At 71.0% G+C, this 21,753-nt stretch carries 17 protein-coding genes and 1 pseudogene; 11 read left to right on the forward strand and 7 right to left on the reverse strand.

Annotated features, from left to right (window positions below):
• Positions 1 to 196: 196 nt before the first annotated feature.
• Positions 197 to 1,630, reverse strand: a complete 1,434-nt coding sequence (locus ACFWWR_RS29655) for a sensor histidine kinase (protein ID WP_384306316.1) — start codon at positions 1,628 to 1,630, stop codon at positions 197 to 199.
• A complete protein-coding gene (locus tag ACFWWR_RS29660) occupies positions 1,627 to 2,352 on the reverse strand; it encodes a response regulator transcription factor (RefSeq protein ID WP_383875439.1) in 726 nt (241 codons plus the stop codon). The genes ACFWWR_RS29655 and ACFWWR_RS29660 overlap by 4 nt, the downstream gene beginning before the upstream one ends.
• A 254-nt stretch (positions 2,353 to 2,606) precedes the next feature.
• On the opposite strand from ACFWWR_RS29660, the pseudogene ACFWWR_RS29665 reads away from it, so the two are divergent.
• Positions 2,607 to 4,224 (forward strand): annotated as a pseudogene (locus ACFWWR_RS29665) (IS200/IS605 family accessory protein TnpB-related protein); the annotation flags it as partial.
• A gap of 101 nt (positions 4,225 to 4,325) precedes the next feature.
• Entirely contained in the window at positions 4,326 to 5,000 is a 675-nt protein-coding gene (locus ACFWWR_RS29670) for a PepSY domain-containing protein (RefSeq protein WP_383866880.1), read from the forward strand.
• Positions 5,001 to 5,094: 94 nt separating this feature from the next.
• On the opposite strand, the gene ACFWWR_RS29675 is transcribed toward ACFWWR_RS29670, so the two are convergent.
• From ACFWWR_RS29675 to ACFWWR_RS29685, 3 genes are all read right to left on the reverse strand, one after another.
• Positions 5,095 to 6,303 (reverse strand): MFS transporter, encoded by a 1,209-nt coding sequence (locus ACFWWR_RS29675; protein ID WP_383866882.1) that lies wholly within the window; start codon positions 6,301 to 6,303, stop codon positions 5,095 to 5,097.
• A 160-nt stretch (positions 6,304 to 6,463) separates the two neighbouring features.
• Entirely contained in the window at positions 6,464 to 7,420 is a 957-nt protein-coding gene (gene meaB / locus ACFWWR_RS29680; protein WP_383866884.1) for a methylmalonyl Co-A mutase-associated GTPase MeaB, read from the reverse strand.
• A gap of 54 nt (positions 7,421 to 7,474) precedes the next feature.
• The gene (locus ACFWWR_RS29685) at positions 7,475 to 8,677 is read right to left on the reverse strand and encodes an acetyl-CoA C-acetyltransferase (protein ID WP_384306319.1); all 1,203 of its coding nucleotides are present in this window, start codon (positions 8,675 to 8,677) and stop codon (positions 7,475 to 7,477) included.
• Positions 8,678 to 8,828: 151 nt separating this feature from the next.
• Between ACFWWR_RS29685 and mce the strand changes: the two genes are divergently transcribed.
• The 7 genes from mce to ACFWWR_RS29720 all read left to right on the forward strand — a co-directional run bounded on the left by mce (position 8,829) and on the right by ACFWWR_RS29720 (position 18,696).
• Positions 8,829 to 9,269: a methylmalonyl-CoA epimerase gene (gene mce / locus ACFWWR_RS29690; RefSeq protein ID WP_217239327.1), complete on the forward strand. Its 441-nt coding sequence runs from the start codon at positions 8,829 to 8,831 to the stop codon at positions 9,267 to 9,269.
• 234 nt (positions 9,270 to 9,503) lie between these two features.
• Positions 9,504 to 13,415 (forward strand): polarized growth protein Scy, encoded by a 3,912-nt coding sequence (gene scy / locus ACFWWR_RS29695; protein ID WP_383866889.1) that lies wholly within the window; start codon positions 9,504 to 9,506, stop codon positions 13,413 to 13,415.
• Positions 13,416 to 13,598: 183 nt separating this feature from the next.
• The gene (locus ACFWWR_RS29700; RefSeq protein WP_383866891.1) at positions 13,599 to 14,534 is read left to right on the forward strand and encodes a cellulose-binding protein; all 936 of its coding nucleotides are present in this window, start codon (positions 13,599 to 13,601) and stop codon (positions 14,532 to 14,534) included.
• A gap of 163 nt (positions 14,535 to 14,697) precedes the next feature.
• Complete coding sequence (locus tag ACFWWR_RS29705; RefSeq protein WP_383866893.1) at positions 14,698 to 15,654, forward strand: ABC transporter ATP-binding protein; 957 nt, start codon at positions 14,698 to 14,700, stop codon at positions 15,652 to 15,654.
• 2 nt (positions 15,655 to 15,656) lie between these two features.
• Positions 15,657 to 16,427 (forward strand): ABC transporter permease, encoded by a 771-nt coding sequence (locus tag ACFWWR_RS29710; protein WP_383866895.1) that lies wholly within the window; start codon positions 15,657 to 15,659, stop codon positions 16,425 to 16,427.
• A 131-nt stretch (positions 16,428 to 16,558) separates the two neighbouring features.
• The gene (locus ACFWWR_RS29715; RefSeq protein ID WP_384306322.1) at positions 16,559 to 17,830 is read left to right on the forward strand and encodes an ABC transporter ATP-binding protein; all 1,272 of its coding nucleotides are present in this window, start codon (positions 16,559 to 16,561) and stop codon (positions 17,828 to 17,830) included.
• On the forward strand, positions 17,827 to 18,696 hold the full coding sequence (locus ACFWWR_RS29720; RefSeq protein WP_384306324.1) for an ABC transporter permease subunit: 870 nt from the start codon (positions 17,827 to 17,829) through the stop codon (positions 18,694 to 18,696). Before ACFWWR_RS29715 ends, ACFWWR_RS29720 begins: the two co-directional genes overlap by 4 nt.
• A 32-nt stretch (positions 18,697 to 18,728) precedes the next feature.
• Here ACFWWR_RS29720 and ACFWWR_RS29725 read toward each other — a convergent pair whose 3' ends face one another.
• Positions 18,729 to 19,070 carry an ATP/GTP-binding protein gene (locus ACFWWR_RS29725; RefSeq protein ID WP_383866901.1) on the reverse strand — a complete coding sequence of 114 codons (342 nt, stop codon included), beginning with the start codon at positions 19,068 to 19,070 and terminating at the stop codon, positions 18,729 to 18,731.
• Between the two features lie 219 nt (positions 19,071 to 19,289).
• Here ACFWWR_RS29725 and ACFWWR_RS29730 point away from each other — a divergent pair, with 219 nt between their 5' ends.
• Positions 19,290 to 20,318, forward strand: coding sequence for an LLM class flavin-dependent oxidoreductase (locus tag ACFWWR_RS29730; RefSeq protein WP_383866903.1), 1,029 nt, complete (start codon positions 19,290 to 19,292; stop codon positions 20,316 to 20,318).
• An 83-nt stretch (positions 20,319 to 20,401) separates the two neighbouring features.
• Here ACFWWR_RS29730 and ACFWWR_RS29735 read toward each other — a convergent pair whose 3' ends face one another.
• Complete coding sequence (locus ACFWWR_RS29735; RefSeq protein ID WP_383866905.1) at positions 20,402 to 20,794, reverse strand: SCO5389 family protein; 393 nt, start codon at positions 20,792 to 20,794, stop codon at positions 20,402 to 20,404.
• A 245-nt stretch (positions 20,795 to 21,039) separates the two neighbouring features.
• Between ACFWWR_RS29735 and nucS the strand changes: the two genes are divergently transcribed.
• The gene (gene nucS / locus ACFWWR_RS29740) at positions 21,040 to 21,711 is read left to right on the forward strand and encodes an endonuclease NucS (protein ID WP_053753246.1); all 672 of its coding nucleotides are present in this window, start codon (positions 21,040 to 21,042) and stop codon (positions 21,709 to 21,711) included.
• Positions 21,712 to 21,753 lie beyond the last annotated feature (42 nt).

Consider the following 21,753-nt stretch of genomic DNA (forward strand, 5'->3'; position numbering starts at 1 on the left):
GTGCGGTGAAGATTCGACACCTCCACCACACACGGAGGCCTTCGCCATGTTCAAGCCCGGTCAGCGTTAACAACGCTCGTGATCAATACACCTAGGGCCTGTCCGGCGGATCATGCCGCAGACGCGGGGCCTGGCACGCCGATCTGCGGCGATGAGGCGCCGCGGATTTCCTGCGACTTGATCCGCCGGACAGGCCCTAGGCGAGTGGCAGACGGAGCTCGAACAGGGCTCCGCCTGTCGGCGCCGCACGGACCGTGAGCGTGCCGCCGTGTCGTGCGGCCACGTCACGGGCGATGGCGAGCCCGAGCCCCGCACCGCCGTCGTCGCGGCTGCGGGCGTCGTCGAGCCGTACGAACCGCTCGAAGATCCGCTCCCGGTCGCCGTCGGGCACCCCGTCCCCGTCGTCGGCGACCCCGGCCACGGCCCACTCCCCCTCCCGCCGCACGCTCACGGTGACCGCCGATCGGGTGTGCCGCCGGGCGTTGTCCAGCAGGTTGGTGAGCACCCGCTGCAACTGCCCCCGCGACCCGGCCACCTCCACCGCCTCGGCCGCCTCCACGCTCACGCCCGGCCGCCCCGCGGTCTCCTCCCGCGCCAGCGCGGCAAGGTCCAGCCGCCCTCCGGTCGGCCGCTCCCCCGCGTCCAGCCGGGCGAGCAGCAGCAGGTCGGCGGCGAGGTGCTGCAGTCGTACGGTGTCCTCGACGGCCCCTTCCAGGTCCAGCAACTCGGGGTGCGCGGCGCCCACTTCGAGCTGGGTGCGCAGGCTGGCGATCGGGCTGCGCAGCTCGTGCGAGGCGTCGGCGACGAACCGGCGCTGCCGTTCCACGGAGGTCTCCAGGGCGGCCAGCGTCTCGTTCGTGGTGCGGGCGAGGCGGGCCACCTCGTCGTGCGTGTCCGGCACCGGGACCCTGCGGCCGAGGTCCTCCGAGGCGGTGATCGCGGCCATCTCGCCGCGGATGCCCTCCACCGGGCGCAGCGCGCGCCGGGTGACCAGCCAGGTCACCACCGCGACGACGGTGAGCAGCAGCGGGAAGCCGATCAGCATCACAGTCAGCGCGGTGTTCACGGCGCTCTGCTCGGCGGACAGGGCCTCGCCGGCGTAGACGGTGAGCAAGCCCTGGCCGTCAGTCTCCACCCGGACGCTCGCGAAGCGGTAGTCGGCACTCTGGTGGTCGATCGTCGCGGAGCCGTTGGTGAAGGTGGCCTTCTCGTCGATCTCGCCGGGGTGGGGGGAGGAGTCGTCGTCCACGTCCACCTCCTCGTCGGCGTCGTCGTCGCTGCCGCCCGTGGGCGTGGGCGTGGGTGTGGGTGTCTGCGGGCGCACGGCGTCGGTGCCCGTACCGCTGATCCGCTCCAGATTCTCGGTCGCGGCGACGAGTCGGCCCTTCTCGTCGACGACCTGGACGGGCTGGTCGTCGTCGTCCAGGGACAGTTGCTCGTACGTCTTCCCGGCGGCGAGGCCGGTGGCCACCGTCCGCGCGGAACGCTCCGCCGCCGTCCCGGCCTGCCCGATCAGGTTGGAGCGCAGGGACAGCAGTACGGCGGTCCCGGCCGCGACCAGTGCCACCGCGACGACGATGGTGGCGGCGAGGGTCGCCCGGGACCGCACGGAACCGAACATGCGTCTCATCGTTGCTCCGTCTCCAGCCGGTAGCCGACGCCGCGTACCGTCCGGATGAGTTCGGCGCGCAGCTTGCGGCGCAGGGTGCTGACGTACACCTCGACGATGTTCGGATCGCCCTCGTACGCGAAGTCCCAGACGTGTTCCAGGATCTCGGACTTGGACACCACCTCCCCGGCCCGCACCACGAACTGCTCCAGGACGGCGAACTCCTTGGCGGTGAGCGCGATCTCGTCGTCCGCCAGGAAGACGCGGCGGGCGGCGGTGTCGACCTTCAGGTCGCCGTGGACGTGCACGGGCGAGGCGCCGGGCCCCTGTGCGCGGCGCCGCAGCAGGGCGTTGATCCGGGCGACGAGGACGACGTACGAGAACGGCTTGGTCAGGTAGTCGTCGGCGCCCGTGTCGAGGCCCTCCGCCTCGTCGTACTCGCCGTCCTTGGCGGTGAGCATCAGGATCGGCACGTCGTGGCCGGCGGCGCGCAGGGCGGCGCAGACGCGGTAGCCGTTGAGGCCGGGCAGCATGATGTCCAGGATCACGAGGTCGTACGTCCCCTCGGTGGCCCGGTGCAGGCCCTCCCGGCCGTCGTGGACCACGTCCACGGCGTACCCCTCGGCCGTCAAACCCTTGGCGAGCGACAGGGCCAGCCGCTTCTCGTCCTCCACTAGCAAGAATCGAAAGGGGTGACGCGAAGCGTCTCGAGCAGGGTGGTGGTGGGCGACGGGTGGGCGCATGCGTAAAGGTTCGCAAAGGGAACCTGAAGATCTCTTCAGGGGGTCTGGAGCTGCTGTCGCTGGAGTGTGTGCAAGAGCGCTCTGGTGAGCGGGAGTGAGTGTCAGGGCTCGTTTCGTGTGTTGCGCCCTCGGCCGTGGGCTCGGTTCTCGGTGGTGAACTGACGTTCTTTCATCGAATGCGTGACCTTCCTGGGGGTGCTCGTTTGCCATGGCGACAGGGTTCTTCGGGTGGGGCCGGGCGGGGGTGTGACGGGGTGGGTGGGCTGAGGAGCGTGGCGGAGCCGTTCGTCGCGTCCGGTCCTGGTGGTGTGGCCGTGCGGACCCGCCTCAAGCACCTGACGCCCGGCGATGAGAGGGTGCTGCGTCTGGTGGGCGCGCATCTGGGATCGCTGGCCTCGAAGGACCTCAAGGTGCGGTGCCGGGACGGTCTGGAGCATTCCGGTGAGGCGTGGGCGGTGCGTAAGCGGGAGCTGACTGCGCTGTCGTCGTCACGGTGGGCGGGCAGTATCACCAAAGCCGCGCACGACCAGTGGGCGCTGGCCCGCCGCTGCCAGCTCGCACACATCCAGAACCTGGAAGCCGGCGTCCGCATTTCGAGGACCGGCTGTCCCTGCCGGTGGGGCAGAAGGGGACGAAGAAGACGCCCGGGGGTTACCGGTCCCAGCGGAATTGCACGCGAAGTCAAGGCGCCTGCGGGTACTTCAGGACCGGCTGACTGCCGCGCGGGCCGACCGTGAGGCCGGCCTCGTCCACGTCGTACGCGGCGGCAAAGCTTTGGCTCGCACCCGGCACCACCTGGACGCCGCCCAGCTGACCGAGTCCGGGTGGCGGGGGCGTTGGGAGGCGGAGCGCTGGTTCTGCCAGGCGGACGGCAAGTCCGGCAAGCGCTACGGCAACGAGACCATCCGCATCAGCCCCGGCGGCGAGGCGAGTATCAAACTCCCCGGACCGCTCACGCATCTGGCCAACGCCCCGCACGGCCGCTACGTCCTCGCCTGCCGGGTCACGTTCGCGCACCGGGGCACCGAGTGGGCGGACCGCGTCGCGGCCGACCGGGCCATCGCCTACCGCATCCACTACGACACCGGCCGGGACCGCTGGTACCTGACCGCCTCCTGGCAGATCCCACCCACCCCCACCCTCCCTGTCGAGGCTGCCCTCGCGCACGGGGTGATCGGTGTCGACATGAACGCCGACCACCTCACCGCCTGGACATCCACGGCAACCCCACCGGCAGCCCACGCCGCTTCTTCTACGACCTGACCGGCACCGCCGAACACCGTGACGCCCAGGTACGGCACGCCCTCACGCGGCTGCTGAACTGGGCCAAGAACTGCGGCGTCAAGGCCATCGCGGTCGAAGACCTCGACTTCCAGGCCGAGAAAACCAGAGAGAAGCACGGGCGCAAGCGCCGATTCCGGCAGCTCATCTCCGGCATGCCGACCGGCAAGCTCCGCGCCCGGCTGGCCTCCATGGCCGACGCCACGACTATCGCGATCATCGCCGTGGACCCGGCCTACACCAGCAAGGGGGGCGCCCAGCACTGGCAAAAGCCGATGGCCGGCCCCAACCGTCAGACCACCCGCCACGACGCAGCCGCCGTGGCGATCGGACGACGCGCCCAGGGGCACCCGATCCGGCGACGGACGACACCGCCCCGTGCACACCAGAGCGATGTGCACGGGCATCGGACCGTCCAAGCCGGACCAGGTGCTCCTGGGCGTGAGGGACCCCGCCCCCGCATCCCCGGATCACGGACACGATCCGTGCCGCCGGACGCGGCGAGTACGCGGGCGACCAGGACATCCAAAACCGTTTCGGGGTGTCCGCAGTGACCAGATATGGGTCCAAGACTCACTCCTGCTCACTGATCAGGAACGGTTTCAGGTTCCTCTCAGCGTCGGTCGTCCAGGGTGGTTGACGTCGCAAGGGAAACGAAGCGACCGAATCAGTACGACTCTGGAGGAAGCCGCATGAAGCGCAACATCGTGATCGCCGCCGTTACGGCCGCCGCTCTGATCGGGGGCGGTACGGCAACGGCCCTCGCGGGGACCGGTGACGGCGAGGGGACGGCGCAGCAGGCGGACGCTCAGGTGAAGCAGGCCGGTGTCCAGGACGACGACGCCCAGGACACCGACGGCGTCGACGACGCCGACGACGCTCAGGACGACGACGCGGCGCGGGTGTCCGGTGACGTGACGGCGGCCGAGGCCATCGCCTCCGCGCTGCGGCACGACGCGGGGACCGCCGTCTCCGTGGAACTCGACGACCAGGACGACGCCGGACCGGTCGTGTGGCAGGTCGGCGTGCTCGGTGGCGACAACACCTGGCACAGCGTGAACGTCGACCCCGGCACCGGCAAGGTCCTCGGTTCCCACACCGAGCAGGAGGACGACACCGCCCAGGTGCGGTCCGCGCTGAAGGGCGCGAAGGTGACGGCGTCGGAGGCCGCCGAGGCCGCGGCCTCCAAGGGCACCGTGACGTCGGTGGACCTGGACGAGGACGGCACCTCGAAGTCCTGGGACGTGGAGACGCGCAAGTCCGGCAAGGCCGAGCAGGACTGGAACGTCGACCTGAAGACCGGCAAGGTCACCGCGGACCGCGCGGACCGCGTGGACGCCTCCGACGACGACGGTGACGACGACTGACGAGACGCTGGGGCGCTGCCCCGACGACTCGCCGCGGGGCTCCGCCCCCTGGACCCCGGGACTTGCCACGGGTGTCCGGGGGCGGGGCCCTCGGCTATGTCCGCGCCGGCGCCGGTGCCCGCACTCCCGCGATCACCGCCGCCCCCACCGACACCCCGCCCGCCACCACGAAGCACACCCCCAGCGGAAGTCGCTCCACCAGGACCCCCATCGTCGCCGCCCCGGCCGAACTCCCCGCGTTGACGGACGTGTTGACCCACGCCCCCGCCTGCGTACGGAACCCGGCCGGGGCGGCTTCGTCGGCGATGAGGTACGCCGTCGTCAGGGCCGGTGCGACGAACAGCCCCGCACAGGCCGCCGCTCCGGCGAGGGTGAGCACGCCGGGGGCCAGAGCGGCGACGGCGAGCGTCACACCCAGGCCCGCCGCCAGCAACGACAGCCGAACCCGGGCCGGTGTGCGCCAGTCCACCGCCCCGTTCAGCAGACCCCCCACCGCACTGCCCGCCGACAGCGCCGCGAGCACCCAGGCGACGGTGTCGTCCCCGAGCTGCCGCTGCCCGGCGAAGGCCACCACCAACAGGTCGACGGCGCTGAGGGACAGGCCGACGCCCCCCGCGACGACGATCGGTGGCATCAGTTCCCGCCCCGGCGTCAGCGAGGCCCGCCGGCCCTTGCGCACACCTCCGCTCCCGCGCATCGCGCCGACCGCCGGCGACATGACGAAGGCCGGGGCCCCCACCCCCATCAGCAGGGCGCCCAGCACCACGCCCACAGCGGGTGCCGTGAAGCCGACCAGCACGCCCACCAACAGCGGGCCGGTGACGAAGAGAAGCTCCTCCGCGACCCCGTCCAGGCTGTACGCGCGTTGCAGCAGGAGCCGGTCTTGGGCGAGTTCGCGCCACACCGTGCGCATGGTGGGGCCGAGCGGCGGCGCGCAGGCGCCCGTGACGGCGGCGATCACGCCGAGCAGCAGGGCGGACGCGCCCGGACGCCAGCAGGACACCGCCAGGGTGCAGAGCAGCCCCGCGTACAGCAGAGCCATCGGCAGCAGGACCCGGCGCGGGCCGTACCGGTCGACCAGGGCCGCCCGGTACGGCGACAGGAAGACGACGGTGGCGCCGAACACGGCCATGACGACACCGGCGACGGCGTACGACCCGGTGGCCCGGGTCACGCTGAGCATCAGGGCGATCGGGATCACGCCGTACGAGAGCCGGGCGACGAGAGCGGCAGCGAAGGTGCGGCGGGCATGGGGGATGCGGAGTACCGCGGCATACGAGGGCCGCGGGGACACAGCGGACACGACAGAGTTCCTCTACTGGAGGCAGGGAAGGGACGCCGAAGTGCCGCGACGGCCACGGCGTGCTGCCGGGTGCGGTCGCGGGCTCGGGCGGGCCCTATGCCAGGAGAAGGAACATGTGGATCAACGTATCAGCGGGTTCACGGCGTGCACCATGGGCCGGTCAGCCCTCCGTCAGCCCCGCGACCAGTTCGTCCGCCGCGCGGTACGGGTCCAGTTCCCCGGCGACGATCTTCTCCGCCAGGGTGCTCAGCCGGCGGTCTCCGTGCAGGTCGCCGATGCGTTCGCGCAGGGCCGTGACGGCGATCGTCTCGACCTCGCGGGCGGCGCGGGTGCGGCGGCGCTCGGACAGCACGCCCCGCTCCTCCATCCAGGCGCGGTGCTTCTCCAGTGCCTCGACGACCTCGTCGATGCCCTCGGCGCGCGCGGCGACCGTCTTGACGATGGGCGGGCGCCAGTCGCCGGGGCCGCGGGACTCGCCGAGGCCCAGCATGTGGTTCAGCTCGCGGGCCGTGGCGTCCGCGCCGTCACGGTCGGCCTTGTTGACGACGTACACGTCGCCGATCTCCAGGATCCCGGCCTTGGCCGCCTGGATTCCGTCGCCCATGCCCGGCGCCAGCAACACCACCGACGTGTCGGCCTGGGAGGCGATCTCGACCTCCGACTGGCCGACCCCGACCGTCTCGACCAGGATCACCTCGCAGCCGGCGGCGTCCAGGACGCGGATCGCCTGGGGGGCGGCCCAGGCGAGGCCGCCGAGGTGGCCTCGGGTCGCCATCGAGCGGATGTAGACGCCCGGGTCCGAGGAGTGCTCCGACATCCGGACCCGGTCACCGAGCAGCGCGCCGCCGGAGAACGGCGAGGACGGGTCGACGGCCAGGACGCCGACCCGCTTGCCCTGCTTGCGGTACGCGGTCACCAGCGCGGACGTGGACGTCGACTTGCCGACGCCCGGCGAGCCGGTCAGACCGACCACGTACGCCCCGCCGGTGAGCGGGGCCAGTGTCGCCATGACCTCCCTGAGCTGCGGGGACGCCCCCTCGACGAGGGAAATCAGCCGGGCCACGGCCCGCGGCCGGCCTTCCCTGGCCTGGGCGACCAGCGAGGAGACGTCCTGCATCACAGCTCCGTTCACGAAGAGACCACGAGAAGAGGGACAGCCGGAGAGCGGTGCTCAGGCCTTGGCCACCCGCACGATCAGCGCGTCACCCTGACCGCCGCCGCCGCACAGCGCGGCCGCGCCCACGCCGCCGCCGCGCCGCTTCAGCTCCAGCGCCAGGTGCAGGACGAGGCGTGCGCCGGACATGCCGATCGGGTGGCCGAGGGCGATGGCGCCACCGTTGACATTCACCCTTTCAGTGGACACACCGAGGTCTTTCATTGACTGGACCGCGACCGCCGCGAAGGCCTCGTTGATCTCGATCAGGTCGAGGTCCGAGACCTCCATGCCCTCCTTCTTGAGGGCGTGCAGGATCGCGTTCGACGGCTGCGACTGCAAAGAGTTGTCCGGACCGGCCACATTGCCGTGGGCGCCGATCTCCGCGATCCACTCCAGGCCGAGCTCCTGCGCCTTGGCCTTGCTCATCACGACGACCGCCGCGGCGCCGTCGGAGATCTGCGAGGCGGAACCCGCGGTGATCGTGCCGTCCTTCGTGAACGCCGGGCGCAACTTGCCCAGGGACTCCGCCGTGGTCTCCCCGCGGATGCCCTCGTCCTTGCTGAAGACGACCGGCTCGCCCTTGCGCTGCGGGATCTCCACCGGGGTGATCTCGGCCTCGAACAGGCCGTTCTTCTGGGCGGCGGCGGCGCGCTGGTGGGACAGGGCCGAGAACTCGTCCTGCTCGGGGCGCTTGATGTCGAGCCGCGTGTTGTGCTTCTCCGTCGACTCGCCCATCGCGATGTTCTCGAAGGCGTCGGTGAGACCGTCGTACGCCATGGCGTCGAGCATCTCGATGGCCCCGTACTTGAAGCCCTCGCGGGACTTCGGCAGCAGGTGGGGGGCGTTGGTCATGGACTCCTGGCCGCCGGCGACGATCACGTCGAACTCGCCGGCGCGGATGAGCTGGTCGGCGAGCGCGATGGCGTCGAGGCCGGACAGGCACACCTTGTTGACGGTGAGCGCCGGGACGTTCATCGGGATGCCGGCCTTGACGGCGGCCTGGCGCGCCGGGATCTGCCCTGCCCCGGCCTGGAGCACCTGGCCCATGATCACGTACTGCACCTGGTCGCCACCGATACCCGCACGGTCGAGGGCGGCCTTGATCGCGAAGCCGCCGAGGTCGGCTCCCGAGAAGGACTTCAGCGAGCCCAGCAACCGACCCATGGGCGTCCGGGCGCCCGCGACGATCACCGAGGTCGTGCTGTTCGATCCAGTCATGAGCTGCGATCCCCTTATCCGGCCTGCACTGGCCGAGGAGTGAACGAGGGTTTACTTCGAATGTACTGAGCGGTAGTCCATGCCGTCATCGGGCTGTGGGTGTGATCGCGCGCACGTTGCGTAACCACCTCCGGAGCGCTGCACTGATTCCATGCTGACGCGAATCGACCACATCGGGATCGCCTGTTTCGACCTCGACAAGACCGTCGAGTTCTACCGGGCCACGTACGGCTTCGAGGTGTTCCACTCCGAGGTCAACGAGGAGCAGGGCGTGCGCGAGGCCATGCTCAAGATCAACGATACGTCCGACGGCGGAGCTTCGTACCTTCAGCTCCTCGAGCCGACCCGGGAGGACTCCGCCGTGGGCAAGTGGCTCGCGAAGAACGGCGAGGGCGTGCACCACATCGCCTTCGGTACGGCGGATGTCGACGCGGACGCCGCGGACATCCGCGGAAAGGGCGTACGCGTTCTGTACGAAGAGCCGCGAATCGGTTCCATGGGGTCACGGATCACCTTCCTGCACCCGAAGGATTGCCACGGCGTACTGACAGAACTGGTCACTTCGGCGCCTGTTGAGTCACCTGAGCACTGACCCCCGTACATATGGGCCGGTAGGGTTGGGGGCGGTCGTCGCTCACAACCAGGGCGACCAGGGTCCTGCCGTCACGGCGGGACCTGGCCGGGGTCCGGGTTTCGGGGGACGAGCGTCGGGGCAGCAGCCCGTGCTCCGCCGTTGATCTGACACCATTCCCCGGGAGCCCCGTTCTGCGAACGGACGGAGCTCGTACGGAGAGACTTGCGACCAGGGGACGGATGGGACCGCGCAGTGCGGGGCTACGAGAGCCAGGAGCGGGAACCGGCGGCTGACGTCGACCACCTCACTCGTTTCGAAGCCGAGATGAAGCGGCTGAAGACCGAGCGGGAAAAGGCGATCCAGCATGCCGAGGACCTCGGCTACCAGGTCGAGGTGCTGCGCGCCAAGTTGCACGAGGCGCGTCGCACCATCATGTCCCGGCCCGCCTTCGACGGCGGCGACATCGGCTACCAGGCCGAGCAGCTGCTGCGCAACGCGCAGGTCCAGGCAGACCAGCTGCGCCAGGAGGCCGAGCGCGAGCTGAGCCAGGCCCGGGCGCAGACCCAGCGCATCCTCCAGGAGCACGCGGAGCAGGCGGCCCGGCTCCAGGCGGAGCTGCACCAGGAGGCCGTCACCCGCCGCCAGCAGCTCGACCAGGAGCTCGCCGAGCGCCGTCAGACCGTCGAGTCGCACGTCAACGAGAACGTCGCCTGGGCGGAACAGCTGCGCGCCCGCAGCGAGCAGCAGGCGCGCCGGCTCCTGGACGAGTCCCGCGCCGAGGCCGAGCAGGCCATGGCGGCGGCCCGCGCGGAGGCCGAGCGGGTGACCTCCGAGGCCCGGCAGCGGCTGCAGAGCGAGGCCGAATCGGCCCGCGCGGAGGCCGAGCAGTTGCTGCGCCGTGCCCGCGCGGACGCCGAGCGGCTGCTGAACGCCGCCTCGACGCAGGCCCAGGAGGCCACCGACCACGCCGAGCAGCTGCGCACCTCCACCACCTCGGAGTCGGAGGCGGCCCGCCGTGAGGCGCAGGAGCTGAGCCGGACCGCCGAGCAGCGCATCCAGGAGGCCGACTCGGCCCTGCGCGAGGCGCGCGCCGAGGCGGAGAAGCTGGTCACCGAGGCGAAGGCCGCCGCCGAGAAGGCGCTGTCGAGCGCGGAGTCGGCCAACGAGCAGCGCACCCGCACGGCGAAGGAGCAGGTCGCCCGGCTGGTCAGCGAGGCCACCAAGGAGGCCGAGGCCACCCGGTCGGACGCCGAACAGATCGTCGCGGACGCCCGCGCGGCGGCGGAGAAGCTGCTCGACGAGGCCGCCGAGAAGGCCCGCACCCTCACGGCCGAGGAGAGCGCGACCCAGCTGTCCAAGGCGGCCAAGACGGCCGAGGACGTCCTCAACAAGGCGCAGGAGGACGCGCGGAACACCACCAAGGCCGCCGCCGAGGAGGCCGAGCGGATCCGCACCGAGGCGGAGACCGAGGCGGACCGGCTGCGGGCCGAGGCGCACGACATCGCCGAGCAGCTCAAGGGCACGGCGAAGGACGACACCAAGGAGTACCGCGCCAAGACGGTCGAGCTGCAGGAGGAGGCCCGCCGGCTGCGCGGCGAGGCCGAGCAGCTGCGCGCCGAGGCGGTCGCCGAGGGCGAGAAGATCCGCTCCGAGGCGCGCAAGGAGGCCGTCCAGCAGATCGAGGAGGCGGCCAGGACCGCCGAGGAGCTGCTGGCGAAGGCCAAGCAGGACGCGGACGAGCTGCGCCAGAAGGCCACCACGGACAGCGAGAAGGTCCGCACCGAGGCCATCGAGCGGGCGACGACCCTGCGCCGGCAGGCCGAGGAGACCCTGGAGCGCACCCGCAAGGAGGCCGAGCGGCACCGCGCCGAGGCCGTCGAGCAGTCCGAGGGCATCAAGGCCGACGCCGAGCGGGCCGCGCTCGAGCTGCACGAGGAGACCGAGCGGGCCATGGAGGCCCGCCGGGCCGAGGCCGCCGAGGAACTGAGCCGGCTGCACAACGAGGCCGAGGAGCGCCTCGTCGCCGCCGAGCAGGCGCTGACCGACGCCCGTGAGGAGGCCGCGCGGATCCGTCGCGAGGCCTCCGAGGAGAGCGAGCGGCTGCGCGGCGAGGCCGCCGAGCGGATCCGCACCTTCCAGCAGCAGGCCGAGACGGAGGCCGAGCGGCTGCGCACCGAGGCCGCCTCCGACGCCTCCGCCTCCCGCGCGGAGGGCGAGGCCGTCGCCGTACGCCTGCGGTCGGAAGCGGCGGCGGAGGCCGAGCGGCTGAAGACGGACGCGCAGGACACCGCCGACCGGGTCCGGGCGGAGGCGCAGGCCGCCGCCGAGCGGCTGGCGACGGAGGCGTCGGAGACGCTGGCCGCCGCGCAGGAGGAGGCCAACCGGCGTCGCCGCGAGGCCGAGGAACTCCTCGGTGCGGCCCGCGAGGAGGCCGGCCAGGAGCGCGAGCGGGCCCGCGAGCAGAGCGAGGAACTGCTGGCCTCGGCGCGCAAGCGCGTCGAGGAGGCACAGGCCGAGGCCGTACGACTGGTCGAGGAGGCCGACCGGCGGGCCACCGAGATGGTGTCGGCCGCCGAGCAGCACGCCCAGCAGGTACGGGACTCGGTCGCGGGGCTGTACGAGCAGGCCCAGGAGGAGATCACCGGGCTGCGTTCGGCCGCCGAACACGCGGCGGACCGTACCCGCCGGGAGGCCCAGGAGGAGTCGGACCGGGTCCGCGCCGACGCCTACGCCGAGCGGGAGCGGGCCACCGAGGACGCCAATCGGGTCCGGCGTCAGGCGGCCGAGGAGACGGACGCCGCCAAGGCGCTCGCCGAGCGCACGGTTTCGGACGCGATCGCGGAGTCGGAGCAGCTGCGGTCGGACGCGTCCGAGCACGCCCAGCGGGTGCGTACGCAGGCGTCGGAGACCATCGCCGAGGCCGACCAGGCGGCGGCGCGTACCCGGGCGGACGCCCGCGAGGACGCCAACCGCATCCGGTCGGACGCGGCGACGCAGGCCGACACCCTCATCACCGAGGCGCGCAACGAGGCCGAGCGGCTCACCACCGAGACGATCACGGACACCGACCGGCTGCGCCAGGAGACGGTCGCCGAGGCCGAGCGGCTGCGGTCGGAGACGGTCGCGGAGGCCGAGCGGGTCCGGTCCGAGGCCCTCGCCCAGGCCGACCAGCTGGTCGGCGAGGCCACCGGCGAGGCCGAGCGGCTGCGCGCCGAGGCCGCCGAGACGGTCGGGGCGGCCCAGCAGCACGCCGAGCGGGTCCGCAGCGAGTCCGCGCGGGTCAAGGAGGAGGCACTGTCGGAGGCCGAGCGGGTCACCACGGCCGCGCGCGAGGAGGCCGAGCGCACCCTCGACGAGGCCCGCAAGGCGGCCAACAAGCGGCGTTCCGAGGCGGCCGAGCAGGTCGACACCCTCATCACGGAGACCACCGCCGAGGCCGACAAGCTGCTCACCGAAGCGCAGCAGCAGGCGCAGAAGACCACCGCGGACGCGGAGGCCCAGGCCGACAGCATGGTCGGTGCGGCCCGCACCGAGGCCGACCGGCTGGTGTCCGAGGCGACGGTCGAGGGCAACGCCCGGGTGGAGAAGGCGCGTACGGACGCGGACGAACTGCTCGTCGGCGCCCGCCGGGACGCCACGGCGATAAGGGAGCGGGCCGAGGAGCTGCGCGACCGCATCACGACCGAGATCGAGAACCTGCACGAGCGGGCCCGTCGCGAGGCCTCCGAGACGATGAAGTCGACCGGTGACCGCTGCGACGCGCTCATCAAGGCCTCCGAGGAGCAGCTCGCCAAGGCCCAGGCGAAGGCCAAGGAGCTCGTGTCGGAGGCCAATTCCGAGGCCGGCAAGGTGCGGATCGCCGCCGTCAAGAAGGCCGAGGGGCTCCTGAAGGAGGCCGAGCAGAAGAAGGCGGCGCTCGTGAAGGAGGCCGAGGACCTCAAGGCCGAGGCGATCCGCGAGGCGAGGCGCACGGTCGATGAGGGCAAGCGCGAGCTGGAGATCCTGGTGCGCCGGCGCGAGGACATCAACGCCGAGATCTCGCGTGTCCAGGATGTCCTGGAGGCGTTGGAATCCTTCGAGGCCCCTGTGGGGGGCAAGGACGGCGTCAAGGCGGGCGCCACGGTCGGCGCCCCTCGTTCGGGTGGCAAGTCGTCAGACGGCTAGAACAAAGTGCGAATTCCGGTGTCTTCTGGGGCCTTTGACCAAGTTTTTGGCAAGTCGTCCGAGGGTTAGCCACCCAAAAGGGGTGTCATTCTCCAGATCAAACACGCATCCGCTCGATGACACACCGCTTCGGCCCCTAGGATTCCCCCTATCACCTCACCGGTCTCATTCGACAGGAACCCCATGAGCGACACTTCCCCCTACGGCTTCGAGCTTGTGCGGCGTGGGTACGACCGCGCTCAGGTGGACGAACGCATCTCGAAGCTCGTCTCCGACCGTGACAGCGCTCTGGCCCGTATCACTGCTCTGGAAAAGCGCATCGAGGAGCTCCACCTCGAAACGCAGAACGCCCAGGCTCAGGTCAGCGACGCCGAGCCGTCGTACGCCGGTCTCGGCGCACGTGTCGAGAAGATCCTCCGCCTCGCCGAGGAAGAGGCCAAGGATCTGCGCGAGGAGGCCCGGCGCGCGGCCGAGCAGCACCGCGAGCTCGCCGAGTCGTCGGCCCAGCAGGTTCGCAACGACGCAGAATCGTTCTCTGCGGAGCGCAAGGCCAAGGCCGAGGACGAGGGCGTCCGGATCGTCGAGAAGGCCAAGAGTGACGCCTCGCAGCTGCGCTCCGAGGCTCAGAAGGACGCGCAGTCGAAGCGCGAGGAGGCCGACGCCCTCTTCGAGGAGACCCGTGCCAAGGCCGCACAGGCCGCCGCCGACTTCGAGACGAACCTCGCCAAGCGCCGCGAGCAGTCGGAGCGCGACCTGGCCTCGCGTCAGCAGAAGGCGGAGAAGCGTCTCGCGGAGATCGAGCACCGCGCGGAGCAGCTTCGCCTGGAGGCGGAGAAGCTGCGCACGGACGCCGAGCGCCGTGCCCGTCAGACCGTGGAGACGGCACAGCGCCAGGCCGAGGACATCGTGGCCGACGCCAACGCCAAGGCCGACCGGATCCGTTCGGAATCCGAGCGCGAGCTGGCCGCCCTCACCAACCGCCGCGACTCCATCAACGCCCAGCTGACGAACGTGCGCGAGATGCTCGCCACGCTCACGGGCGCCGCGGTGGCCGCCGCCAGTACGCCGGCCGACGACGAGCCGATCTCCCGGGGTGTCCCGGCTCAGCAGTCCCGGTAAGCGTGTGACGTAGTACGACTGGGCCCGCATCCCCTGCGAGGGGTGCGGGCCTTGGTCATGTGCCCGGCGAAACCGGCCGCTTCCACGGATGTTGCCGCCCTGGTCGGTGTCCGTTCGCCCCCACGATTGGCATCCGCCGCAAGCCGCCCCTAGCGTGGGTCGCATGATCGAGCTCGAGGGGTTGACCAAGCGGTACGGCGAGAAGGTGGCGGTCAACAATCTGACCTTCACCGTCAGACCGGGCATCGTGACGGGCTTCCTCGGCCCCAACGGCGCCGGCAAGTCGACGACCATGCGGATGATGCTGGGGCTCGACCGGCCGACCGCCGGGGACGTCCGTATCGACGGCAAGCACTACGACCAGCTGAAGGACCCGTTCCGGTACATCGGCGCCCTGCTGGACGCCAAGGCCATGCACGGCGGGCGCAGCGCCTTCAACCACCTGCTGTGCCTCGCGCAGAGCAACGGCATTCCGAAGAGCCGGGTGCACGAGGTGCTGGACACGGTCGGCCTCACCGCGGTCGCGAAGAAGAAGGCCAAGGGATTCTCTCTCGGCATGGGGCAGCGGCTCGGCATCGCGGGCGCGCTGCTCGGCGACCCGCGGATCCTGATGTTCGACGAGCCCGTGAACGGCCTCGACCCCGAGGGCATCCACTGGATCCGCAACCTGATGAAGTCGCTGGCCGCGCAGGGCCGTACGGTCTTCGTCTCCTCCCACCTCATGAGTGAGATGGCGCTGACCGCCGACCACCTCGTCGTCATCGGGCAGGGTCGGCTGCTCGCGGACACCTCCATGGCGGACTTCATCGCGCGGAACTCGCGGGCGTACGTCCGCATCCGCTCCCCCCACCGCGAGCGGCTGCTCGACGTGCTGCACGGCGCCGGGATCACCGCCGTGCAGGCCGGCAACGGCACGCTGGAAGTCGACGGCTGGAAGCCCGAGTACATCGGGGAGCTCGCGGCGCAGCACCAGATCGTGCTGCACGAGCTGAGCCCCCAGCAGGCCTCCCTGGAGGAGGCGTTCATGCAACTGACCGCGGAGTCGGTCGAGTACCACGCACATGCCGACACGTCCCTCGCACCGCAACCGCAGTGGGGCGACGGCTGGAAGGGGAACTGACCATGGCGGCGATCCAGGTCGTCCGGTCCGAGTGGACCAAGATCCGGTCGGTGGCGTCCACGGTGTGGACGCTCTCCCTCGCCGTGGTCGTCACCATCGCGCTCGGCATGCTGATCTCGGCGTTGTCGAAGAACGAGTTCGACGCCATGAGCCGCAGCGACCAGCTGTCCTTCGACCCGACGTTCATCAGCTTCGCGGGCATGAGCCTCGGGCAGCTGGCGATGATCGTGTTCGGTGTGCTCGTCGTGTCGAACGAGTACAGCACCGGCATGATCCGCACCTCGCTGGCCGCCGTACCGCAGCGCGGCACCTTCCTGTTCAGCAAGATCGCGGTCGCGACCGGGCTCTCGCTCGTCGTCGGCATGGCCACCAGCTTCGTCGCCTTCTTCCTGGGGCAGGCGATGCTGGGCACCCACAAGGCGTCGATCGGCGACTCCGGCGTGCTGCGCGCGGTCATCGGCGGCGGCCTCTACATGACCCTGATCGCGATGTTCTCGATGGGCGTCGCCGCGATGCTGCGCTCGCCGATGCTGTCGCTGGGCATCCTGATGCCGTTCTTCTTCCTGATCTCCAACATCCTGGGCAACGTCGACGCGACGAAGAAGATCGGCCGCTACCTGCCCGACCAGGCCGGCAGCAAGATCATGCAGGTGGTCACCCCCATCGACGACGACACACCGTACGGTCCCTGGGGCGGCCTCGGGATCATGGCGCTGTGGGTGGTCGCCGCGCTCCTCGGCGGTTACGTCCTGCTCAAGAAGAGGGACGCCTGAAGACACAGCGGGACGCCTGAGGCTTCGGGCTTTGCTTTCATTTGAGCGGAACCGTCAGCGCCCCGATAAGCTCCTAACCCTTACGGGGGGCGTGTGCCCCGCTGTCCTGAACCTTGCGATGGGTGCGGAGCATGATCGAGGCAGTCGGCCTGACGAAGCGCTACGGCGACAAGACCGCTGTGTACAACCTTTCCTTCCAGGTGCGGCCCGGGGCCGTCACCGGCTTCCTCGGGCCCAACGGCTCGGGCAAGTCGACGACGATGCGCATGATCCTCGGCCTGGACAACCCCACCTCGGGGCAGGTGACGATCGGCGGCTATCCGTACCGCAAGCTGCCCAACGCGCCCCGCCAGGTCGGTGCGCTGCTCGACGCCAAGGCGGTGCACGGCGGCCGGGCCGCCCGCAACCACCTGCTGTGTCTGGCCCAGCTGTCCGGCATCCCGGCCCGCCGGGTCGACGAGGTGCTCGGCGTGGTCGGCCTCCAGGACGTGGCGAGAAAACGCTCCAAGGGCTTCTCCCTCGGCATGGGCCAGCGACTCGGCATCGCCGCCGCGCTGCTCGGTGACCCCCAGGTGCTGCTGTTCGACGAGCCGGTCAACGGCCTCGACCCCGAGGGCATCCTGTGGGTGCGGAACCTGATGAAGGCGCTCGCCGCGGAGGGCCGCACCGTCTTCGTCTCCTCACACCTCATGAGCGAGATGGCGCTGACCGCCGACCACCTGATCGTGATCGGACGCGGGCAAATGCTCGCCGACATGAGCATCAAGGACTTCATCTCGGCCAACTCGGCCGACTTCGCGCGCGTCCGTACACCCGACACCGACCCGCAGCTGCGCGAGAAGCTGTCGTCCGCGCTCACCGAGGCGGGCGGGCACGTGATGCCGGAGCAGGACGGCGGACTGCGTGTGACGGGGCTGCCGCTGCCGCGCATCAGCGACATCGCGCACGACACCGACGTACGCCTGTGGGAGCTGTCGCCGCACCAGGCCTCGCTGGAGGAGGCGTACATGCGGATGACGCAGGGCGCCGTCGACTACCGCTCGACCGTCGACCAGAGGGCCGGGCTCCAGCAGCCGCTGCCGCCGGGTGCGCAGCCGCCGATGCCGATGCCGGGGCAGGGCCAGCCGGGCTGGTACGCACCGCCGCCGCCCCAGCAGGGCGGGCAGCCGTTCTCGATGCCGCAGGGGCAGCCGCCCGCGGGCCCGTACGGCGCTCCCGTCGCCGTGCCGGGCCCCGGTGCCGGTGCGCCCAACCCGTACGCCCCGCAGGCGCCGTACGCCCCGCAGGCCCCGGCCGCCGCGCGGCCCGCCGCGCCCGCGGCCCCCGTCTTCGCCCCGGGAGCTCCTGCCCCCGCCTCCTCCGCCCCTGCCGCCGACCTGAACAAGCCCGAGGACGCCCGATGAGCACCCCGCAGCCCCAGACGCCGCAGGCCGCACCCACCTGGCAGGCGGCACCCGGACCGTCGCACCCCACGTACACCTCGCCGATCCCCGTCGTGCGCACGCACCTCGGGCACGCGATCGCCTCGGAGTGGACGAAGATCAGGTCGGTGCGCTCCACGATGTGGACGCTCGGCGTGTTCGTGCTGCTCGTCATCGGCATCGGCCTCGCGACCGGCGCGCTGGTCGCCGCCAACTCGGACGAGGAGAGCCTCGCGGGCGAGAACCCGCTGTCGTTCGGCTTCTTCGGGCTGCTCCTCGGCAGCATGTGCGTCATCACGCTCGGCGTGCTGACCACGGCCGCGGAGTACAGCACCGGCATGATCCGGACCACGATGGTGGCATGCCCCTCGCGCGGCCGGGTCCTCGCGGCGAAGGCGATCGTGTTCTTCTCGGTCGCGTTCGTGGTGACGCTGGTGTCGGCCCTGCTGGTCGCGCTGGCGGACGTCGCCATGCTGGAGGGCGCCAAGGAGCCGTCCGGCCAGGAGTGGCTGAAGGGCACGGTCGGCATCTCGCTCTACATCGCGCTGCTCGGCCTGCTCTCGCTGGTGGTCGGCTCGATCATCCGGCACTCCGCGGGCGCGATCACCATCATGATCGCCCTTGTGCTGGCCCCTCTGGTCATCGCGCTGTTCATGCTCTCGGCGTCCCTGGAGAACCTGCGCCAGGCTCTGTTCGAGTACTCGATCCCGAACCAGCTCAGCGTCTTCTACTCCAACTCCCTCACCGAGACGGGCCCATCCGGCTGGGACCCGCTGTGGATCGCCGTCGGCGTGACGGCCGCCGCCTTCGCGGGCGCGTTCGCGCTGCTGGAGCGGCGGGAGGTGTAGCCGAGGGATCCGACGTGTGGACCGAGGGGTTCCTAGAACCTCGGCGCGTTCCGGGACCGCTGCACCCGCGTGGTGCGGCGGTCCTTCGCGTTCCAGCACGCCTTGTGCCAGTGGCGGCGCTCGTCGACGCCCGAGTGCTCGGGCCAGGCGACGACGTGCGGGACGCCGTCCGGGATCAGCTGCTCGCAGCCCGGGCAGCGGTACGCCTTGCCCTGGGCGCTCGCCCCGGCCACATGACGCACGCTCCACTGCTCGCCCCGCCAGTCCTCGGCGGACTGGAAGCCGCCGTAGCGGCCGGAGCGGTCGTCCTCGGCGCTCCGGCCGGACGAGCCTGACGAACCGACTCCCTTGGGTCGGTTGCGACGCGGGGACACGGGACACCTCACGGGGCTATACAGGAAGCGGGCCGCGTCCAGCCTACGCGGCACGGACGGGGGTACGCGTACGGCACCAACCCCCACAAGTCCCCCTCCCGGGCGCCCATTCTGCAGACAATCCGCAAATCTCTTCGCCAGGCCGTGTCCTCGGCACGTGTCAGACGGTTATGCCGGGTGGGGGAGCTCCGCGTCGGAGCCAAGGAAGCAGGAAGAGCGATGCACGTAGGAAGTTTCGTGTTGGCTGCCCAGTTCCCGGGGCAGGGCCAGGGGGAGGCGCTGCACCGCGCGGTCCGCTCGGCCGAAGTGGCCGAGGAGGCCGGGCTGGACGCGGTCTGGCTGGCCGAGCACCACTTCGTACCGTACGGCACGTGCCCGTCGGCCATCACGCTGGCGGCGCTACTGCTCGGCCGCACCCGCCGCATCCAGGTCGGCACCGCCGTCAGCGTGCTGCCCACCACCCACCCCGTGGCGCTCGGCGAACAGGCCGCGCTGCTGCACATGACGAGCGGCGGGCGTTTCTCGCTCGGCGTGGGGCGCGGCGGGCCCTGGGTCGACCTGGAGGTGTTCGGCTCGGGCCTCGAGGCGTACGAGTCGGGGTTCCCCGAATCACTCGATCTGCTGGTGCGCTGGCTGCGCGAGCCCTCGGTCTCCGCCTCGGGCGAGCGGTTCGCCTTCCGCGAGGTCCCCGTCGTCCCGAGGCCCTCGGAGGCGCTGACGGACACGGCGGGCCCGGAGGTCGTCGTCGCGTGCACCTCTCCGGCGAGCGTGCGGCTGGCCGCCGAGCGCGGGCTGCCGATGCTGCTCGGGATGCACGTCGGGGACGAGGAGAAGGCCGAGATGGTCGCGCTGTGGCGCAGGCACGCGCGCGCGTCCGGGCATCCCCCGGAGCAGGTCCTCGGGGCGGCCCATGTGTCGGCCGGCGTCTGCCAGATCGCGGACCGGCGCCAGGACGCGGTCGAGACGCTGACGAAGGCGATGCCGGGCTGGCTGAAGCAGGGGCTCGGCGCCCATGTCACGGTCGACGGCCGCGAGCGCTCGATGCGCGATCCGCTCGCCTACACCGAACTCCTCTGCGGACTGCACCCGGTGGGCACTCCGCGGCTGTGCGCCGACCGCCTCGCCGCGACCAGCGAGCGGACCGGCGTCTCCCGGTTCGCCCTGCTCACGGAGGGCTCGGGAGACCTGGCGGCCACCGAGGAGAACATCCGGCGGCTGGGTGCCGAGGTCATCCCGCACCTCGGCTGAACGGCCCTGTCCGGCAGGGAGCTTGCCGCCCCGGTACTGAAGCACCTCCCGCGTACGGAGCGGCAAGCCAGCAGCTCACTGCGTCAGCAGTCCCGAAGCTCCGGGGACTGGTTCAACAGCTGGTTGCGCGCCGAGGTGAAACGGGCCAGCGTCTCGTCGACGGAGGAGTCCAACGGGAACACCGCCACCCGGTGGCAGTTCTGGAACGCCAGCCGCACGCCGAAGTGCCGTTGCAGCGCGCCGCGTATCGCGTCACTCGCAAGCGCACGCAGCAGCTGACCGCGTGCCTGCTCGTCCGGCGGAGGCGTCTGGTTGTCGGCGAACTGACCGCCGTCGACCTTCAGCTGGGCCACCAGGGAGCTGATCATCTCCCATGCGTAGGGCAGGGAGGTCCGGACGCAGTCGACGAAGGCAGCTTCGTCGACCTCGCCTCGCTCGGCCTGTTCGAGTAGGGCCGGTGAGACGTCGAGCGACATGGGTTCTCCTCTCGCACCCCCGATCAACAGGGGTTGCCGGACAGATAAAGGGAGTTCGCGATATCGAACACGCTGTGTACACAACTCGCGACCTCCCGTTTACTACCGTAAGCAACGGACGGTGACGGCACCAGGAGAATGCGTACATGCGGAGACCTCATTAGGCACACAATCGGCCACAACCGAACAGGTATGTTCCGGGCCGAATCGCGTGCACTGGGGCCCGTCGAGTAGCGTTGCCGACCATGCGTCTCGTCATCGCCCGGTGCTCCGTCGACTACGCCGGCCGGCTCACCGCCCACCTCCCCTCCGCCCCCCGTCTCATCCTGGTGAAGGCGGACGGCAGCGTCTCGATTCACGCGGACGACCGGGCCTACAAGCCCCTGAACTGGATGTCGCCGCCCTGCACGCTGAAGGAGGGTTCCGGCGAGGAGGAAGGCGTCTGGACCGTCATCAACAAGGCGGGCGAGAAGCTCATCATCACGATGGAGGAAGTTCTCCACGACTCCTCGCACGAACTGGGCGTCGACCCCGGCCTGATCAAGGACGGCGTGGAAGCGCACCTCCAGGAGCTCCTCGCCGACCGCATCGAGACCCTCGGCGAGGGCTACACGCTCATCCGCCGCGAGTACATGACGGCCATCGGCCCGGTCGACATCCTGTGCCGGGACGCGGACGGCCGGACCGTCGCGGTGGAGATCAAGCGGCGCGGTGAGATCGACGGGGTCGAGCAACTCACCCGCTACCTGGAGCTGTTGAACCGCGATCCCCATCTCGCCCCGGTCCGCGGCGTCTTCGCCGCCCAGGAGATCAAGCCGCAGGCCCGCGTCCTCGCCACGGACCGCGGCATCGGCTGCACGGTCCTCGACTACAACGCCCTGCGGGGCATCGAGGACGACAAGCTGCGGTTGTTCTGACGCTCACGTCGCCACGACGTGAAGGGCCCGGTCCGTTTCCTC

This window comes from Streptomyces sp. NPDC058678, assembly GCF_042714835.1.
Taxonomy (GTDB): domain Bacteria; phylum Actinomycetota; class Actinomycetes; order Streptomycetales; family Streptomycetaceae; genus Streptomyces.

What these genes read in the sequence shown, in the direction of transcription:
- meaB (WP_383866884.1), bottom strand. Translation starts at nt 7,420, where the DNA reads ATGCAGGACGTCTCCTCGCTGGTCGCCCAGGCCAGGGAAGGCCGGCCG.
- ACFWWR_RS29700 (WP_383866891.1), top strand. Translation starts at nt 13,599, where the DNA reads ATGAGCGACACTTCCCCCTACGGCTTCGAGCTTGTGCGGCGTGGGTAC.
- ACFWWR_RS29715 (WP_384306322.1), top strand. Translation starts at nt 16,559, where the DNA reads ATGATCGAGGCAGTCGGCCTGACGAAGCGCTACGGCGACAAGACCGCT.
- ACFWWR_RS29685 (WP_384306319.1), bottom strand. Translation starts at nt 8,677, where the DNA reads ATGACTGGATCGAACAGCACGACCTCGGTGATCGTCGCGGGCGCCCGG.
- ACFWWR_RS29705 (WP_383866893.1), top strand. Translation starts at nt 14,698, where the DNA reads ATGATCGAGCTCGAGGGGTTGACCAAGCGGTACGGCGAGAAGGTGGCG.
- ACFWWR_RS29720 (WP_384306324.1), top strand. Translation starts at nt 17,827, where the DNA reads ATGAGCACCCCGCAGCCCCAGACGCCGCAGGCCGCACCCACCTGGCAG.
- ACFWWR_RS29735 (WP_383866905.1), bottom strand. Translation starts at nt 20,794, where the DNA reads ATGTCGCTCGACGTCTCACCGGCCCTACTCGAACAGGCCGAGCGAGGC.
- nucS (WP_053753246.1), top strand. Translation starts at nt 21,040, where the DNA reads ATGCGTCTCGTCATCGCCCGGTGCTCCGTCGACTACGCCGGCCGGCTC.
- ACFWWR_RS29730 (WP_383866903.1), top strand. Translation starts at nt 19,290, where the DNA reads ATGCACGTAGGAAGTTTCGTGTTGGCTGCCCAGTTCCCGGGGCAGGGC.
- ACFWWR_RS29660 (WP_383875439.1), bottom strand. Translation starts at nt 2,352, where the DNA reads ATGCGCCCACCCGTCGCCCACCACCACCCTGCTCGAGACGCTTCGCGT.
- mce (WP_217239327.1), top strand. Translation starts at nt 8,829, where the DNA reads ATGCTGACGCGAATCGACCACATCGGGATCGCCTGTTTCGACCTCGAC.
- ACFWWR_RS29670 (WP_383866880.1), top strand. Translation starts at nt 4,326, where the DNA reads ATGAAGCGCAACATCGTGATCGCCGCCGTTACGGCCGCCGCTCTGATC.
- ACFWWR_RS29655 (WP_384306316.1), bottom strand. Translation starts at nt 1,630, where the DNA reads ATGAGACGCATGTTCGGTTCCGTGCGGTCCCGGGCGACCCTCGCCGCC.
- ACFWWR_RS29710 (WP_383866895.1), top strand. Translation starts at nt 15,657, where the DNA reads ATGGCGGCGATCCAGGTCGTCCGGTCCGAGTGGACCAAGATCCGGTCG.